The sequence below is a fragment of the Nostoc sp. NOS(2021) genome, assembly GCF_017115025.1.
Taxonomy (GTDB): Bacteria; Cyanobacteriota; Cyanobacteriia; order Cyanobacteriales; family Nostocaceae; genus Nostoc.
In genome coordinates, this window is record NZ_JABXKM010000045.1 from 1 (window position 1) to 18,882 (window position 18,882).

Below are 18,882 nucleotides of genomic sequence, written 5' to 3' on the forward strand. Positions count from 1 at the left end.
GTGGGGGAGTGAGGGAGTGAGGGAGAAGAATTAATAACCAATGCCCAATGCCCCATGCCCAATGCCCAATGCCCTATAAATGAAGTTACTGCTAAGAAATATTAAAATTTCGGTTACAATAATGCTGCATTAACTTTTATCGAAGCTGGGAACGATAACACTAAAAATCCCGACTGTAAAGTGGTGGATGCAGTTATTGCAGTTTCTCCCAACAACAAGCTGCTGCTACCTTGTTATTACTTTGGCCAAACCGGAGTTCTCATTGGAGAAAGTCCAACTCTACAAGCTTCCTGCCCAAGTGGCTATCAAAGGAATCAAGCCTCTGTCTAAGAGTAGTAAACGTGGTTAATGTGAGGTAATTACGTAGAGTGGCGGTGACAACAAAGGTAGCCCCAGCGGCTTTTGGCTTAGGGATAGCGGGTATTGCAGTTTGCCCATTCCGATTAATATCGGGAAAAGTAGCTTAGGGATATTTGTCCGTAAAATTACTAACTGTAGACAAATACTGGTTTTTGAATCAAGCAACCTAACCTATGCCAGCGAATTCCTGGCCCGAAGAAGATTCTTATCAAGAGCTTGATCCGCTCAACTCCTTGTTGTCTGACCTATCAGTAGATGAGGAGTCAGTGTTAGAGACAGATCCTGTGTCTCTAACACCCCGGTTTCAAGGTCGTAGACGTAAAGCGGCTCTAGTATTGACTATCGTCTGGAGTGGCACGATCGCTCTACATTTAGTTTCTTGGGCTTCCATATTTATTCTAGGACTAACCACCATTCTAGGATTTCATGCCTTGGTGGTAGTGTTTACTAAATCCCGTCGCTATCCAAAAGAAATACAGGGAGATTTGCCCTCTGTATCAGTGCTAGTGGCTGCGAAAAATGAAGAAGCGGTAATTGCTAAATTAGTCAAAAATCTTTGTAATCTGGAATATCCAGGTGGGCAATACGAAGTATGGATTATTGACGATCATAGCAGTGATAGCACCCCACTTTTATTAGCAGAACTAGAACAGAAACACGAGCAACTGAAAGTACTAAGGCGTTCAGCAGAAGCTAGTGGTGGCAAATCGGGGGCGTTGAATCAGGTATTGCCGCTGACAAAGGGCGACATTATAGCAGTATTTGATGCTGATGCCCAAGTCACACCAGACTTGCTGCAACAGGTAATACCTTTATTTCAAAGAGAAAAGGTGGGGGCGGTGCAGGTGCGAAAAGCGATCGCCAACGCTAAAGAAAACTTTTGGACTAAGGGTCAAATGGCAGAAATGGCACTTGATACCTGGTTTCAGCAACAGCGGACTGCCCTTGGTGGTATTGGCGAACTGCGGGGCAATGGTCAATTTGTCCGGCGTTCAGCCTTGGAAAGCTGCGGTGGCTGGAATGAGGAAACCATTACCGATGATTTGGATTTGACAATCCGTTTACATTTGGAGAAATGGGATATTGAGTGTGTTTTCCATCCAGCGGTGCAAGAAGAAGGAGTAACGAGGGCAGTTCCACTCTGGCATCAGCGCAACCGTTGGGCAGAAGGCGGATATCAACGCTATTTAGATTACTGGGATTTAATTCTCAAAAATCGCATGGGAACGCTCAAAAGCTGGGATTTGCTGATTTTTCTGCTGATTATGTATATCTTGCCCACAGCAGCAGTACCAGATTTATTAATGGCGATCGCTCGTCATCGTCCACCAATGTTAAGTTCGATCACAGGCTTGTCCATTTCTATGTCAATGGTAGGTATGTTTACAGGTCTGAGGCGAATACGTCAAGATCAAAAATTCCCACTTTCTACATATTTTATGATGCTGGTGCAAACCCTGCGCGGCAGTTTATATATGTTGCACTGGTTAGTCGTCATGAGCAGTACTACTGCACGGATGTCGGTAAGACCAAAGCGCCTGAAATGGGTGAAAACCTTGCATACGGGAAATGGGGAATAGCCCCTTTGGGGAATTAAAAATTTAAAATTCAAAATTTATAATGCAAAATTACCAAAAATAATTTTGCATTTTTTTTATTCATCATCCACGTCTGATTCTTCTACCCATTCTGGTGTAGTCATGGAATCCGAGAATTCTGTGGAATCCTCTGCGAAACGGATAATTTGTCCGTTGAAAAATTCTGCTAGACGTTGAGCTGCGATCGCTACTTCGTCAACTTCCCAATCAGGTGCGGGTGTTCGTTTTGGCATTGGAGGCAAAGCTTGCACCCCATTTCCATTTACCCCATTTCCATTTACCCCATTTCCATTTATCCCATTTCCATTTATTCCATTTCCATTCGCCCCATTTCCATTTACACCATTTCCATTCCTTACTGCCGACTCGGTTTTTAATGGTGCTGCTGTCGGCGCTGGTGGTGGAGTTGCTGGCTGCGGTACTGGGGCTGGAGGCGGAATTTGCTGGTTATAACTGGGAGTTGGTGGCTGCTGAACGCGAGTAGAGTCTTTTGGGGGAGGATTTTTTTTGGCTGAGGTAGGAGTTGCAGAGCTTACTTGTTCCAGATTTACCTGAACTTCACGCTGAAAAGTCTGCTGGAAAGCTGCCTTCATCATCGGGAGATCAGATTTAAGTGTTTCATACCATTTAGACCCTTTGACAGCAATACGCGCTACAGTACCGTTAAACTCTATTAGCTGGCACATTTGCCCCAGTAAAGCTTGCCTGGAAGGCATCGGAAAATTAGCACGCACTTGTTGCCAAACCTGAGTTAAGTCATATTGTGCTTCCCCAACAGCTTCTGAAGTTACTGGTTCAATGTTCGCAGGTGGCACGGGTACAGATACAGGTTCTGGGGTTGGTGGTGAAAGTGAGTTAGCAGCAGAATTGTGATTTGTTTGCCGTTCAACTGGGGGAGATGAAGTGATGGGCTGATTTTGGGCAGATGCTACATGATTGGGAGATGCAGAATTATGATTTGTTTGTGGTTCAGCTAAGGGTACAGAAGAGACTGGGTGATTTTGGGCAACTGCTGGAGGATAGCTTGGAGATACAGCAGGTGTGTTAACTCGCGGCGCGACACTTGGGGATTGTGGCTGAATATTCGTCGCGCTGGGTAATAATCCTAATAATGTTACCTCCAGCCACAAACGCGGCTGGGTAGTATTTTTAATTTGCACTTCTGATGTGCGTAAGTGTTGCTGTCCTGCTAAAATCGCGCTCATATCCAAGTATTGAGCAAATTCAACCAGCGCTGTCCAGGTTTGCTGAGTACAAGCAACCAAATCGTGGCGGTTGGGTGCTGTTTTAGCAATAAGTAAATCGCGGTAAAAAGCGGCGAGATTTTGCAGAATAGTTAGGGGTTCTCGACCACGATCTAGGATGTAGTGGGTACAGTCCAGAACTGCTTCTGGTTTATCTTGAGCGATCGCATTTAAAAGCCCCAGCAAGTCCTGTTCGCTCACTGTCCCAACCAAATCCCAAACCCGCTCTGGTGTCACTTCACCCGCTAATAAACCCAATTGGTCAAGTAGACTTTCGGCATCCCGCAATCCTCCTTGAGCAAGTTGGCCTACCAGCGTTACAGCGTCAGGTGAAATATGAATGTTTTCTATAGAGGCGATCGCACTTAAATGCTTCACCATCGCCTCTAACTGAATGCGTCTAAAATCAAACCTTTGACAGCGCGAAATAATCGTTGGTAACACCCGTTGCGGGTCTGTTGTCGCCAATACAAAAACAACGTGTCTCGGTGGTTCTTCTAGAGTCTTCAGTAGCGCGTTGAATGCCTGGGTACTGAGCATGTGGCAATTATGCACCAAGAGCATATTTGCCACAAAGTTATGATTATCTGCTACTTCAATGTCATAGACTCGCTCGATCCCAGCGAGGTGAACAGATACGACTGTCTCCAAACTTGTAATCCATGAAGATGCCGTATCCACATTCACCTGACTTTTCACGTCGCGTGAACCTAACCCCCCAGCCCCCTTCCCTACTAGGGAATGGGGAGAATTCAAAGCCTCTCCCCTTGTAGGAGAGAGGAATGGAAGTGAGGTTTCCAGATCCCGTGAAAAGTCAGCCACATTCACAGGGGATAGTATCTTCACTCCTTCTTTTACGTCCAATGCTTGTAGCCATCCCTGGTTTGTCCTAATTAAATGATTACCTGTACATCTAATTTCTCTGTTAGTTGTCTTGATAACCAGGGTTTGCCGTTCTCCTTGGTCTAACCATCTGACAACTTTCTTGAATTCCCACTTAAGAGATGAGTCGTTGTAACTCAGAACCCTCTTATCTTTGATTTTGGGGTCATCGATTCTGTTAAGTCCGTCATCAGTCAAGACCAGAGAATCTCCAGTTAGGCATTCGTCGATTACATAAACCTTATAGCGACACTGCACAGGAGCAAACTGGGCTTTTTCAATCAACTCGCGGATATTATCGACACCAGTGTTGCTGGCAGCGTCGATTTCAATTACGTCTAAGGCGTAGCCCTTGGTGATTCCCTGACAAACCTCACACACGCCGCAGGGTTCAGCCGTAGGTTTGTCACCTTTGAGACAATTGAGGGATTTAGCCAGAATCCGGGCGCTAGAAGTTTTCCCCGTACCTCTAGGCCCAGTAAATAAATAGGCGGGGGCGATTTTGGATGTGCCGATCGCGTTCGTGAGGGTGGTAGCGATCGCCTCTTGTCCCACTAGTTCAGCAAAACTCTTGGGGCGATATTTGTGGTGCAGGGGTTCGTAAGACATGAAAATATAGACTTCAATGCCTTTCAAAGTTAATTACTAGCACCGAGTCGAGTTTAGGATTCAACTATTTTAAACTCTCGTACCTGCTTTGTTTGTCGATGTTGCCATAGCCCTTGCACTCAACTAATACCGTATATTTTGGCACTCAGGAAAGCAAGCAACCAGAGCTTATCCTCTACGAGGATTTCAACATCAATGTATCGGAATTATAGCATATCATCTAGTACATTTGTTCCCATAGGGGAGTGGGGAAGATTGAACAAAGAGACAAGTCTCCAAGTCCCCTTGTCTCTTTGTTCAATAAGGGGCTAGAGCATCGATTCAGTAATCAAAAACCTAACCCCCCTTTCCTGCTAGGGAAGCTACGGTGTACACACAAGTTATCGAATTACCCAAAACCTCACCCTTTCCTGACGGACATCCCTCTCTTTACCAAGGCTACGGTGTACACACATCTCTTTACAAAACCAAAATCGTTGTAGATCCTCCTAAATCCCCCGATAAATTGGGGGACTTTGAGAAGTTTTTGCCCTGCTTTTTAAGGGGGGTTGGGGGGATCAAAAGCCTATGGGGCAACTCTAGCAGACTTGTGTGTAACACCGTAGCCTTACCAAGGATAAGGACAGGTTTTACGTAGCAGAACCTTTCTTGAAGTTTTCTTGAGCCGATACCGATAAACCGTAAATGGCGTCAAGAGAGACTTGTGTGTACACCGTAGGCTAGGTAAGAGGGGGAGCCAAACTCCCCTCTGGGCTTGCCTAACGGCAGGCTGACGCCAAGATCGAGGAGTTGGGGGAGAGGTTCTTCCAGGATTACTGAATTGGTGTTCTAAGCGGGATCTACGTTTCAGGCTTCAGTGCGTAAGTGCGATACATGTTTCAAACTAGACTCGTAACACATCAAAAACGCCATTTTTTAAGTGTTTATATTGAAGTTATTTCCAAAACATATTGTTATGGTTACAGGAAGTGCAAAAAAATGCCTTTTAAAACCACTCTCAATAACTTGTGATTTGGAGACTAGGCTACATAAGCTAACGTTTTGAGGTTTGTTTAGTTAAAGATTTTCATTATTGCATAACAGTAGCAATTGTGTAGTCTTTGTCCTTGTTCTACAAAGAATCAGGACGCTATTTATGTGTACTTTTAAATACCAATCCGCCAGCAACATTTAATCACTAAACCAAAAATTTTCCACAAGATGAATTACAACATGAATTATAAACCGACTCAACTGCTTTTTATTGATGCGACTATTAATGACATTGAGACTTTATTGCAGGGGGCTTTACCTGGTATTGAAGCGCACGTCCTTTCTGATCAGCAAGACGGTATAGCCCAAATTACCCAAATTCTGCAACACCGTCCAGAAGTTAACACAGTTCATATTGTTTCTCATGGTTCACCAGGTTGTCTGTATTTGGGTAAGAGTCAACTTAGTCTTGATACCCTGAATATTTATACTTCTCAGGTGCAAAGTTGGTCAAGAGATGGACTAACTTTGATGCTCTACGGTTGTAATGTCGCAGTTGGAGATGCTGGGGAAGAATTTGTTAATAAATTGCACCAGTTAACAGGGGCAAATATTGCTGCTTCTGTCACTTTAACTGGGAATGCTAATTTGGGCGGCAATTGGATTCTGGAAATGAAAATAGGAGTGATTGATGCCCCCCTAGCTATTACTCCAAGTACCCAAAGTGCCTATGCTGGTATCCTCCCCTCCCTCATCCCTGATAGTTCTATATTGCCCAACGTAGGGTATAGCTCCCTAGCGTGGGGGGACTACACAGGCGATGGCAAACTCGACCTTATCCTCACTGGCTACAACAGCGCATATTCCACTAAACTGTACAAAAACGATGGCAGTGGTGTCTTAAGCGACGACACCAGCGTGGGGCTGTCTGGCGTATCTAACATAGCCGCTAGCTCTGTAGCGTGGGGGGACTACACAGGCGATGGCAAACTCGACCTCATCCTCACCGGCCAGACCAGCAACGGCACAACTGACATCAGTAAACTGTACAAAAACGATGGCAGTGGTGTCTTAACCGAAGACACCAGCCTGACCCTGCCGGGCGTAGAGTATAGCTCCGTAGCGTGGGGGGACTACACAGGCGATGGCAAACTCGACCTCATCCTCACCGGCAGTGGCATCAGTAAACTGTACAAAAACGATGGCATTGGTGGCTTAACCGAAGACACCAGCCTGGAGGCCACCCTGAACCTCCCCGGTGTATCCAATAGCTCCGTAGCGTGGGGGGACTACACAGGCGATGGCAAACTCGACCTCATCCTCACCGGCAGTGGCATCAGTAAACTGTACAAAAACGATGGCATTGGTGGCTTAACCGAAGACACCAGCCTGGAGGCCACCCTGAACCTCCCCGGTGTATCCAATAGCTCCGTAGCGTGGGGGGACTACACAGGCGATGGCAAACTCGACCTCATCCTCACTGGCCAGACCAGCAGCGGTTACATCAGTCAACTGTACAAAAACAATACACCGACTCTCACCACTCCCACTGCTATTAGTTACATTGACACCGCCAATGATGATACCTTTACCGCCCAAGGTAGTACATTAATGGCAATTAGCCCAGATGCACTAACCCTCACCTACGGGATTACAGGTGGTACAGTCAGTGGCACAACTGTCACCAAAACTGGAACCTACGGTACTCTCAGTCTCGATACCAGCAGTGGAGCATATACCTTTACACCTGTTGATAGTGCAATTGAAGCACTAACCAGCAACGCTACAGACAGCTTTACCTTTACAGTTAGTGATAGCAATGGTGGTACAGATAGCAAAACTCTCGCCCTTAACCTGACTGGTGTAAACGATACACCTACTCTCAACACTCCCACTGCTATTAGTTACACTGATACAGCCAATGATGATACTTTTAACGATCAAACTGGTACATTAACTGCAACTGACCCAGACGGTGGACAAACCCTCACCTACGGGATTACAGGTGGTACAGTCAGTGGCACAACTGTCACCAAAACTGGAACCTACGGTACTCTCAGTCTCGATACCAGCAGTGGAGCATATACCTTTACACCTGTTGATAGTGCAATTGAAGCACTAACCAGCAACGCTACAGACAGCTTTACCTTTACAGTTAGTGATAGCAATGGTGGTACAGATAGCAAAACTCTCGCTCTTAACCTGACTGGTGCAAACGACGCACCCACCTTACAAAATGCGATCGCCGATCAAATAGCTAAACAAGATACAGCTTTCAGCTTTACTTTTGATGCCAATACCTTCATTGATGTAGATGCAGGTGATAGTCTGACTTACTCAGCAACTCTACAAGACGGCAGTAAGCTACCTAACTGGCTGAAATTTGATGCAGCTACTCTCACCTTCAGCGGTACACCAACTAACGCAGATTTTGGAAATCTGGCAATTGTGTTACAAGCTAAAGATCAGAGTGGTGTAAGTAGCACTGACACATTTGCATTAGCTGTCGAACAAAATAACGGCACACCTGATAACGGCACACCTGATAACGGCACACCTAATAACGGCACACCTACCTTCAAGCTTTCAAAAATTGCTGATGATATCTTTAATATCTCTAATAGCAGTGGCAAATCAAAACTTCAAGTTACTCTCACCGGACGAAGCTCTAATCTTGTAAATGAACTAGGAGTGTTTACCGTTGACGATGCTCAAGGTAACATCCAAGGTATTGCTCCAGGCGCAGCAGGTTACGCCCAAGCAGCTTTAGACCGAGCTAAGGTAATTTTCTCTGCTATTGCCAAGCTTCCCAATGGGTTTAATACCAGCAATTTGACACATCTGTTGGAATTTAACTCCAGTGATAACTTGAGATTTTATTTGGTGAAAAATAGCACAACTGATGCTGTACGGGCTGGAGCAACTCCACTCACAGATATGCTATTTTCTGATCCTTTAACGCAAAAGATTACAGACCTTGGGAATGATGACTTTTCCCTTGCCTGGAAAGATGGCTCTGGTAAGAACGCTGCTGACTTCAATAATCTGGTGGTAAAAGTTCAGTCCACAAATGATTCATTACCTCTGGGTACAAATCTGCAAGGAAACTCCCAAGGAGAAGTGATTGATTTGCGCGGTGTCACAAGTCAGGTAAAAGCTGATTTTGTGGTCAACAGAGAAGCAGCTTTCAAGAATTTCATCGGCTTCTATCAAGTAGCTGATGAGAATGGTGGCATTGACACCAACGGAGATGGCAAAGCAGATATTCTCACTGGACAGGCTGGTTATACTGAAGCCGCAGTTCGTGGGCGTGTTGCAGGCATTGACTTGACAGTTAATAACCAAGGTACTGCAAGTTACACAGGAACTTTCCAGCCAGGTTCTATCTTTGCACCATTTATTATTGCTAATGGTACACCTGATGCTTTACTTGATAAAAATCCAAATAACAATCCAGCAGTTTACTTCCCATTCTTGGGAGCTAACGCTGATAAAGTAGATCACATTCGCTTGTTAGGGAATAATATTTTTGGCTTTGAGGATTTACCAAGTGGTGGTGACAAAGATTTCAACGATATGATCGTGCGAGTCAATATGAGTATTGCCTAGTTTAAATTATTAAACATCGCCTATACTCAGTCGAGCCAATGTTGAGCAATGTTCTTAAGCACCATTGGTTTAAGTTAGGACTTACGCAAAACTATACCTGTAGGGGCAATTCATGAATTGCCCCTACCATAAAATTAGGGTTTCAGCTATTGTTTGCGTAAGTCCTGTAAGTCAGCGAGCGTGAATAATTAAAGGTTTGTAGTAAGCGGCTCTAGCCCCATTCTCAGGGCTGGAGCCGGGGAGCAGAGGGAAAGTTGCAGTAAGTCTTTACCCCATGCGCGATGCCCCATGCCCCATGTCCTAGAGGAAAAAAGAGATTTCCTGTCTATACATTTTATTGACTGAAGTAACGCCATAGTCCAGTGCGATCGCTACAATTTTAGGATAAGCAATACTCGATGGTGTAGCAGATGCTCAAGCGGCTATTTCAATGGCTCAAAAAGCTTTTTCAGAGCTTGTTTGGTGGAAAACAGACTGCCTCAAAATCTAGGGGGAATGTGCAAAAAGAACCAGCACCACCCTTAAGCGATACGGATCTGGAATTTCTCTTCAACGAACTGTTGCAAGGAGTACATCAAGCACGAGGGGAAGCATGGGCACGGAAGTGGCTGCATAATATTGAACATCGCATCCCAACTGAAGACTGGGTTGAGTGGTTAGGGCGCTTTGGTGAAAGATTGCTGGCATCACCTACACCCAATAATGAAATAGCTGCGCGGTTAGTGCAATTGGGTGAGTTGGACATCGGAGAAATCGGAGATGTTGCCTATAGTATCGGGATGCAGTTATTGACACGCAATCAAGGCGAACCAATTTGGGAATATGAAGGGCCAGATGTTGTCAGCACAATTTTGCCACCAGAGCCAACCGCCCCAATATCCCAGTCAGCAGATGCGCCAGAGAACCTGCCAGAGGGAGAATCCCAAACTGTCACCCTAGAAGAGTTGTTTGTGATGTTGCAGGAGGATGAAAACTTACGCCAGCAGATTGCTCAACAGCTTGCCGTTGAAACAGACGATCCACAAGTGCTTGTCCAGGCATTGATTAGTCAATTATATCCTGCTGGTCAATCGACTACAGAGCAAACAGAAAATTAACTGCTTGGCAGAGTCAAAATTCAAGAGTTGAATCTGGGAATTGTAACGTTGTAATGCTATGCTCTTGAAGTTTTGTATATTTTTTGCTAGCCTGCTACCGAAGCGCTGTCCGGATCTAATGGATTTTTACGTAATTCATGATTTTTTTAACACAACGATGGCTACAATCTAGAAAAACAAAATCCAAGAGTGTGGCAGATGCTCAGGCGGATATCGCAGTCGCTTAAAAGGTTTTTAAAGCGCCTCATTGGAAGTAAGCAGACTCGTCGTTCTCTCAAGGGTGGGAGAGGACACAATCTGGTAGGGGTACTACCAGAACTAACCAATGCGGATCTGGAACAATTGTTTATCCAATTGTTAGAAGGCGTGCATCAAGCACGAGGACGACAGTGGGCATTGAGGTATCTGCAACGGCTCGAAAATCGCATTCCGGCTGAACGCTGGATAGATTGGTTGGTGATGTTTGGCGAAAGCTTGCTAGCTTCACCCGCACCGAATCCTCTGTTAGCAACACAGATGGTGCAGTTGGGAGAACTTGGTGTTGGCAGAATTGGAGACGTTGCCTATGACATTGGCATCCGGCTGATGCAAAACTCACCCATACAAAACTCACCCACACCAATAGAGTATGAGGACAATCAGGCCCAAGATGGGGTAGAAATCACTCCTGGGCAAGAACTGATCCGCAATTTAGGCGAACAGTTATGGGAGTATGATGAGCCAAATGTCATAGAAACTACTCCTGGGCAAGAACTGATCCGCAACTTAGGCGAACAGTTATGGGAGTATAATGAGCCAGATGTCGTAGAAACTACAACCGATGAAGAAATTCTCCCAACTTCCCCTGGGCAAGAGCTAATCCGTAGCTTAGGTGAACAGTTATGGGAATATGATGTACAAGATGTTGAACCAATAACGTCAGCACCCCAAAATGTCTCTTCTGAGGAAGGATTTACCGAGAACTTAGAGGAACCGGTATTGGAATATGAACCAGAAGACACCCAAACCACAATCAGAGAAAATCTCCCTCTCCCCGCCGCAGAAGATTCAATCACCTCATTAGCCCAACTGAGGTTCGGCGATGAAGAGGAAGTTACTCCAACTAAAATACCAACAAATCTCCTTTCCACTAGACAAAAAACTGAATTAACAACGTCTGACTCAGAGGAAACCTGGGATAACACTTTGACGAATTTAGAGCCAAATGTGGCTTATACCCTAGATGAGTTGTGGGTAAGGTTGGATCAAAGTACCAATTTAGTCCAGCAACTTGCTTCTAATTTGGCAGTTCAAAGCAGTAATTCCCCTGGTATTATTGAGCGACATAGCGATAATCCTGTTACCCAGGCTCAAGCGTGGTTTTACCAAGGTCTTCAGCAAGCTAAAACAGGTGATTTGTTAGGCGCGATCGCATCTTATGACCAAGCCATTGAACTTCAACCCGAATTCCCAGAATATTGGTTTAACCGAGGCTTGACGCTGTTTCATTTAGAACGTTTTGATGAAGCGATCGCATCTTACCAAACAGCCACAGAACTGAAACCCGACTACTACAAAGCTTGGTACAACCGGGGTGGAACTCTCGGAGAATTAGGATACTTTGAAGAAGCGATCGCTTCTTTTGACAAAGCCATAGAAATTAAGCCAGACTACCAAGAAGCTTGGTCTAGTCGGGGTTTAGCGCTGCTAAAGTTAGGTTGGCTACCAGAAGCAATTTCTAGTTATGACCAAGCGCTGCATCTGGAACCAGAAGACCAGGAAAACTGGTATTACCGAGGCATAGCACTGGCTGTAGGCGAACAATTTGCCGAAGCGATTATATCTTACGACAAAGCGCTAGAAATTCATCCAGAGTATCACGAAGTCTGGATAGACCGGGGTGTAGTGCTGTTTAATTTAGGAAAGTGGTCAGAAGCGATCGCTTCCTGGGATAAAGCACTTTCAGTTCAAGCCGACTTCTACTTAGCTTGGTACAACCGGGGTATAGCATTAGACAACTTAGGACGTAGACAAGAAGCGATCGCCTCCTATCGGCAAACGATCGCCATTAAACCCGACTTCCACTTAGCTTGGTATAATCAGGCAGTAGCACTGTTTTATTTAGAAGAATTTGCCGAAGCGATCGCTTGTTATGACAACGCTTTGCAAATTAAACAAGACTATTGGGAAGCTTGGATTGGTCGGGGAACTGCGATCGGTAATTTAGTGAATGATGACGCATTGCGGAATTTGTCGAGTAGTATAACAGCGACAAATCCAGCCTTAGAACAGGGTGGCTACGAAGGAAAATTAGCCAGCTACGAAGAAGGGTTAAAGCATCTGCGGACAGATACCCACCCAGAAGGTTGGGGTAGATTGCATGTTGCGATCGGTAATACTTACTACGACCAAGGCAAAAAACATACTAATACCCGCGATTATTGGCGCAAAGCCGCATCTGAGTACCATCAGGCGCTGTTAACCCTCACACTAGAATATTTTCCCCAGTTGCACCTAGAGGTTTTGCAATCTCTAAGCAAAGTGCTGATGGGTTTAGGACAAACAACACAAGTTCAAGAATTACAGCAACGCGGTACAGATTTATTACGACAATTACTAAGTGAAGAAACTCGCTCAGACGAAAGTAAAAAACAGCTAGCTCTGAAATTTACAGGTTTTGATCAATTAGCAGTTGATTTAGCCGTAGAGTCCGGTGATTTAGTTGAAGCTTGGCAAATTGCCGAACAAGGCAAAAATGCTTGTTTAAACTGGCTGGTTTCTGGCTGGAATGATCATATTTACTCACCTCATTATGGCGCAATTCAACAACTCTTCAATCCCACAACCGCAATTATTTACTGGCATATTAGTCCAGTTGCCCTACATACTTTCATTCTCAAAGACCAAGCGCCATCACCAATCCTCCTATTTACACCCATGCAAGATACTGGGGCAATACCTTTAGGAGAAGACGCTATCCGTCTAAATGAATTGCCTCTACCCGAAGCAGTGCAACGCCTAATTGAATTTGAAACTTGGTTAGAAGATTGGCATCAACAATACCAAGAATATCGCAGCACGGCTCAAGACAAAGAAAGTAAAAGCCAGCATTCTTGGCGAGTTGATATGGAACAGAAGCTGTTGCAACTGTATAAAATCCTGAATATTTCCACAATTGCACAGGAACTCGAAGGCATCACCCAACTGATTTTAATTCCTCACCGTGACTTGTACAGATTGCCCATTCATACCCTTTTCCATCTCTCTGACCCATCGCCGGAAGAGTTGCCGAATGTAGAGTCAAATTTCACCGTCACCTATCTGCCTAGTGCCCAAATAGGTTTATCAATAAAAACTGAAGAGATTTGGCAGTGGCAAAATCAGTTATTGCTCAGTGTTGAACATCCTGAAAGTGCAGCTTATCCTACACTAAAATTTGCCAAACTTGAGTCTGAAGTTGTTAGCCAGATGTTCAATAATATCAAACGAATTCAGGGGTCAGAAGCTACGAAAACTATTGTCGAAAATGCCTTACTTGATAATTACAACATCTTTCATTTTACGGGTCATGTCACTAATAATTTAGCTGAACCTAAAAAGTCAGAATTAGCATTAGCAGGTGAAGACAAACTTACTCTAGATGAAATCTGCCAGCAAAATATAGCAAGTTACAACCTTATTACCCTTTCTGCCTGTGAAAATTCAAGTACTAGCAACCACACTATCAGCAGCGAATATGTGAGTTTAGTGAGTGGTTTTGTGAGTCTGGGCGTTCCTCATGTAGTGAGTACTCTCTGGAGTGTAGAATCTTCGGCTAGTGCCTTGGTAATGATCGAGTTTTACCGACGATTACAACCCAATAAATCAGCCGTTACTGCCTTAGCGGAAGCAACACGATGGCTGAAAGAACTAACTGCTGGAGAACTGACAAAATGGTATGAAGATGTCTTGAATAACCTGCATCCAGAGGAATTACGAATTCAAACTTATTTAGCGACACAACTATATAGAAATAGTAAAATGGCATCAAATAAAAATCTTTATAATCATCCTTACTACTGGGCAGCTTTCACGATTACGGGTAAGCCGAATTAATCTTTTGTGCTGCTGCTAAAACAGCAGTTTTATTCCGCGTCGATTCTGCCTTCTTAGAGATAGAAGTTGTATTTCCAGAGGCAGGACTAGCTGCAATACAGTTCAGTTAAGCATTTTTTTCTTCTCTCTGTGTTCTCTGCGCCTCTGTGGTTCGTAAAAAAAAAATTGACCTTGACAAAGGATTTTAGCCTTAACTGAACCGTATTGGTACTAGCTGGAGCAACAGCAGTTGGTGTTTGAGGCGTAGTACTAGTAGATTCTTCAGGTTTCTGGCCACAACTACCTAGCATCAGCACTGTAAATAACGTCAGTACCTGCAATCGCTATGGTGGACTAAATAATCAGGTATTCAATCCACCATTGTTGAGTTTAGTTACTAATGAGAGCCGACGCAGTTAAACCTTGACTCGTCGTCGGAGTCAGCTTTACTCCTGATCAACTTTTTCGATATCATCAGGTGTACCAGTGGCAGAAATTTTTGATGTGCCAGATTTACCTGCACCTGAGTTACCGCCAGAAGCGCCAGCACCCCCTGAGTGTTTAGAATCCGTGTTGCCTTGTTCTTCTTGAAGCTGTTCAAGGCGGTTTTTTTCTTGAGCTTTATCTTTTTGGTCAGACATATCTTATTTACATTTTTTGCGTAGCGATCGCTCTTAACTCTACCATTTTCCTTATTCAAGCGACACCAGAGGCAAATGCTTTTAATTCAGGCTTCTGGACTGCGTTGCTGGCAATCGCTCACTCCCTTTAAGACTAGCTTGTTGATTTTTGGGTTATAAGATTGCCCAAATCCCTTTGCACACATCGTAGTGACTCAAAATTTACGTGCTGGCAAACGTGATTTTAACAGAATTAGTGGGGCGATGAACAGGATCGAAAGCTGGCTTTAAATAAGGAAGTTTAATTAAGCCTAATCTAACTCCCGGCGTCCTTCCAATGCCCTTGCCAGGGTAACTTCGTCGGCGTACTCCAAATCACCACCTACAGGCAAACCAAAGGCAATCCGCGTCACCTTGGTAAATGGTTTCAGTAGCTGACCGATATACAGTGTTGTTGTCTCCCCTTCTACACTCGGACTAATTGCCAGAATCACTTCTTGAGGTTTTTGCTGACTCACCCGCCGCTGCAAAGCGAGTATAGTCAACTGTTCTGGCCCAATTCCATCAATTGGAGAAATCACCCCACCCAAAACGTGATATTTGCCTTTGTACTCGCGCGTTTTTTCCAGCGCAATCACATCGCGGGGATCTGCTACAACACAGATAGTGCTGTTGTCACGATTGGAATTGCGGCAAATTTCACAAACTGGTTCAGCCGATAAGTGAAAACAAACAGAACACAAGCCTATCTGTTTTTTTGCCTCAATTAAAGCTTGTGCTAAAGCTTCAACTTCTGCTTCTGGGCGCTTCAAAATATGCAAAGCCAGTCGCTGGGCAGATTTAGGGCCAACTCCCGGCAAACGTTGCAATTGCTCAATTAACCGTGCTAAAGGGCGTGCGTAAACCGTTGTCTTGTCTCCAGAATTGTTTTTACCATAACTATGATGACATTTTTATGTAATTTTTGATTGGTTCTTGAACCCAAATATTAAGCAAACTTCCCATGCCTCAAGTTGTGGTTATGATTGCACTATGGACGTAATATTTACTACTTAGAATTGTTACAAGAATTATGAGGAGATAATAGATTGGACATTTGTACAAGTGGTGTAGAGGCAATAAATCTCAAAGAGATTGTGATTGCTTTAAATGATTTGCTAACTGCAATTTATGGTATTGAAACACGTTTAAGTAACTTACTTATCGATATTGGTTTTGACAAAACTCAGGTAGAATGCCTACCCAAACATCATCTTCAACAAGTTGTTCTGGGTTTTCTGGAGAATTTAAAACAAAAGCTTATAACTTTTCACGATGGTGAGCGTGCTTACAAAATTATAAGTCGGTATTATGGTTTAGATGGCAAACCAAGAGCAACTTTACAGAGCTTGGGCGAACAACTCACTATTAGTCGTGAGCGAGTTCGCCAGTTGAAAGAAAAAACACTGAAAAAATGTAGAAATAAGTCTAGTCGCCAGTTCTTTGAAACTGAACTTCAACAAGAAGCAGCACAATTACTCAGCACACTATCTTAGGTTAGGACTTACGCATCAACTACGAAATGTAGGGGCAATTCATGAATTGCCCCTACGGTAAATCAAGGCTTTCACTGCCTTTTTGCGTAAGTCCTATTAGTGATGAATTGCGTCTAGAGACACAATTCATCGGGTTTTATCAACCAGGGGGCCAGTGCAACTGCCGTCCTCCCAAAATATGCACATGTAAGTGGTAGACTGTCTGACCACCATCATCACCAGTGTTGATGACAACTCGATAACCGTTTTTCAGTCCAGCTTCTTCTGCAACACGTTTGGCGGTTAACAAAAGATGCCCCAACAGAGCATGATCCTCAGATTCAGCATCAGCTAGTGTGGGAATGGGTTTTTTGGGAATGACGACGATGTGAACGGGCGCTTGGGGGTGGATGTCTTTGAATGCCAGGGCCAAATTATCCTCATAAACAATATCAGCGGGAATTTCCCGACGAATGATTTTGCTGAAAATCGTTTCTGTAGTTTCACTCATACCAATCTACCTACTCATCTGCTAGAGATTTTAAAGGTTTACTGTAGTGACTTGATCATCTACACAACAAAATACTCCTTCCTGTGATAAAGTCTTCCATAGATAACATTCGTCCCAGCCCAGCATAGAGACAATAATTACAATCTCTCACTGAACTAGAGGGTGGGATTTTCATGCTGAGAAAGTTGTATATCTTGTGTACCAGTGCTTTGGAGATTTAGATGAAACAGTCAAAATACTATTTTGTTGTTTTTATTATTATCATAATTAGCATCTTTCTGCGTTTCTGTTTGTTGCAAAATCAAAGTCTTTGGTTTGATGAAGGCTGGAGTCTAGCTTTATCTGATGGTACAACCTTTCAAGAAAATCTCTCCCAAATTGTAAATCGAGAAGCTGGTGACAAATACCAACCGCTTTATTATTTGGTCTTGTTCTATTGGCGTTCGGTTTTTGGAGATAGTGAATTTGCGATTCGATCGCTCTCAGCTTTGCTGGGAGTCGGCTCAGTAATAGCCATATTCTTTACTAGCCTACGTGTTTATGGAAAAAAACATGCCTTATGGTCGTCCATGATCCTAGCAGTTAGTTCTTTCAGCGTGTTCTACAGCCAAGATGCCAGACCTTACGCATTATTAATATTTATAGCCTCACTTCAGATATATTTCTTTAGTCATTCAATCAATGAAGATAAGAGTAATAAAATTATTCCCCAATTGCTTTTTGGGATCTTTACTGCCATAGGAACTTTTGGCAGTATTTTGACAATAATTTTTAGTTCAGCCCTGAGTTTGTCTCATATTATTGTTTATAGAAACTTCAAACAATGGATCAAATGGTGGATACCTGCGGTAATTTTTTCTTCTCCAATGATTTGGTTCTACTTGTCTTCACCTGCTGCATCTGATCCAACAGCTACTACAGTTACTCGTACTGGATTACCCATAGTTCAAAACATTATGTTTGTGATCTATGGTACATTAGTTGGGACATCCTATGGGCCGCCACTGGAACAATTACGTGATGCGAACAGGATAAAAATTTTACTTGGTTACTGGCCCCAATTGCTAATATTTATTACTGTCATTACTGTAATTTTTATCGCTTTATTAACAAGTTTATTGAGACAGCGCAAGAGAAAAACATATCAACGGGCTGATTACTTATTTACATCCCTTTTGGTAATATCATTTTTACTAACTTTTCTGTTTGCCCTGCTGACAAAAATTAATTGGCTACCGCGCCACTCTTTTTATCTATGTATACCAATTGTCATTCTGATTCCATCAGCATTTCTACATAACTACCAGCGTCAGAATAAACTTGATATAGTGGCTCAATTTGCCAAGTTAGCGACTGTTTCTTTGCTAATTATGAATGTTTATTCAAATTTTCAATACTATTCAAATCCAGCCTATGCAAAAGATGATTACCGCTCGGCTGTTCACTATCTTTTACAACATCGAGATAAATCTGCAAAATCTGTATTGTTCTTTGGACAGCCTAGATTACTGCAATATTATGGAGATTCATCGACTATATATGCACCAGAATATGTTCTTAAAACAGTGAATGGTAAAAATCTGGCAGAAAAAGTTAGTACAATGACTAAAAATGCCGATACAGTTTTTGTGATAATTAATCGCGAATTTAATTGGAAACTCAAAGATGTTTTTAAGAGAGAGATGAGTGATTCATATAGCTTGGAAGATGAGACTGATTGGCCTTATATGAAAATATATCGATTCACAAGGAAGAAATAGAAGAAAGCACCATATAGCGGTTCTCGGCCCTTGTGAGGTACTCTAACCCCACC

General features: G+C 43.5%; 10 protein-coding genes. 6 read left to right on the forward strand and 4 right to left on the reverse strand.

Going from position 1 to position 18,882, the window contains the following annotated elements; genetic code table 11:
* Positions 1-533 precede the first annotated feature (533 nt).
* Positions 534-1,940: a glycosyltransferase family 2 protein gene (locus HWQ41_RS05180; protein ID WP_292760432.1), complete on the forward strand. Its 1,407-nt coding sequence runs from the start codon at positions 534-536 to the stop codon at positions 1,938-1,940.
* Between the two features lie 74 nt (positions 1,941-2,014).
* Here HWQ41_RS05180 and dnaX read toward each other — a convergent pair whose 3' ends face one another.
* The gene (gene dnaX / locus HWQ41_RS05185; protein WP_292760434.1) at positions 2,015-4,693 is read right to left on the reverse strand and encodes a DNA polymerase III subunit gamma/tau; all 2,679 of its coding nucleotides are present in this window, start codon (positions 4,691-4,693) and stop codon (positions 2,015-2,017) included.
* A 1,212-nt stretch (positions 4,694-5,905) separates the two neighbouring features.
* Between dnaX and HWQ41_RS05190 the strand changes: the two genes are divergently transcribed.
* The 3 genes from HWQ41_RS05190 (at position 5,906) to HWQ41_RS05200 (ending at position 14,445) form a co-directional block, all read left to right on the forward strand.
* Positions 5,906-9,274, forward strand: coding sequence for a DUF4347 domain-containing protein (locus tag HWQ41_RS05190; RefSeq protein ID WP_292760435.1), 3,369 nt, complete (start codon positions 5,906-5,908; stop codon positions 9,272-9,274).
* A gap of 410 nt (positions 9,275-9,684) precedes the next feature.
* Positions 9,685-10,371, forward strand: a complete 687-nt coding sequence (locus HWQ41_RS05195) for a hypothetical protein (protein WP_292760437.1) — start codon at positions 9,685-9,687, stop codon at positions 10,369-10,371.
* Between the two features lie 198 nt (positions 10,372-10,569).
* Entirely contained in the window at positions 10,570-14,445 is a 3,876-nt protein-coding gene (locus HWQ41_RS05200; RefSeq protein ID WP_292760438.1) for a tetratricopeptide repeat protein, read from the forward strand.
* Between the two features lie 425 nt (positions 14,446-14,870).
* On the opposite strand, the gene HWQ41_RS05205 is transcribed toward HWQ41_RS05200, so the two are convergent.
* On the reverse strand, positions 14,871-15,065 hold the full coding sequence (locus HWQ41_RS05205) for a hypothetical protein (protein WP_292760439.1): 195 nt from the start codon (positions 15,063-15,065) through the stop codon (positions 14,871-14,873).
* A gap of 290 nt (positions 15,066-15,355) precedes the next feature.
* On the reverse strand, positions 15,356-15,913 hold the full coding sequence (gene recR / locus HWQ41_RS05210) for a recombination mediator RecR (protein WP_292760440.1): 558 nt from the start codon (positions 15,911-15,913) through the stop codon (positions 15,356-15,358).
* Positions 15,914-16,132: 219 nt separating this feature from the next.
* Between recR and HWQ41_RS05215 the strand changes: the two genes are divergently transcribed.
* The gene (locus tag HWQ41_RS05215; protein WP_292760442.1) at positions 16,133-16,579 is read left to right on the forward strand and encodes a sigma factor-like helix-turn-helix DNA-binding protein; all 447 of its coding nucleotides are present in this window, start codon (positions 16,133-16,135) and stop codon (positions 16,577-16,579) included.
* Positions 16,580-16,718: 139 nt separating this feature from the next.
* On the opposite strand, the gene HWQ41_RS05220 is transcribed toward HWQ41_RS05215, so the two are convergent.
* The gene (locus tag HWQ41_RS05220) at positions 16,719-17,069 is read right to left on the reverse strand and encodes a histidine triad nucleotide-binding protein (RefSeq protein ID WP_292760443.1); all 351 of its coding nucleotides are present in this window, start codon (positions 17,067-17,069) and stop codon (positions 16,719-16,721) included.
* A 221-nt stretch (positions 17,070-17,290) separates the two neighbouring features.
* On the opposite strand from HWQ41_RS05220, the gene HWQ41_RS05225 reads away from it, so the two are divergent.
* On the forward strand, positions 17,291-18,829 hold the full coding sequence (locus HWQ41_RS05225) for a glycosyltransferase family 39 protein (protein ID WP_292760445.1): 1,539 nt from the start codon (positions 17,291-17,293) through the stop codon (positions 18,827-18,829).
* The last annotated feature ends 53 nt before the right edge of the window (positions 18,830-18,882 follow it).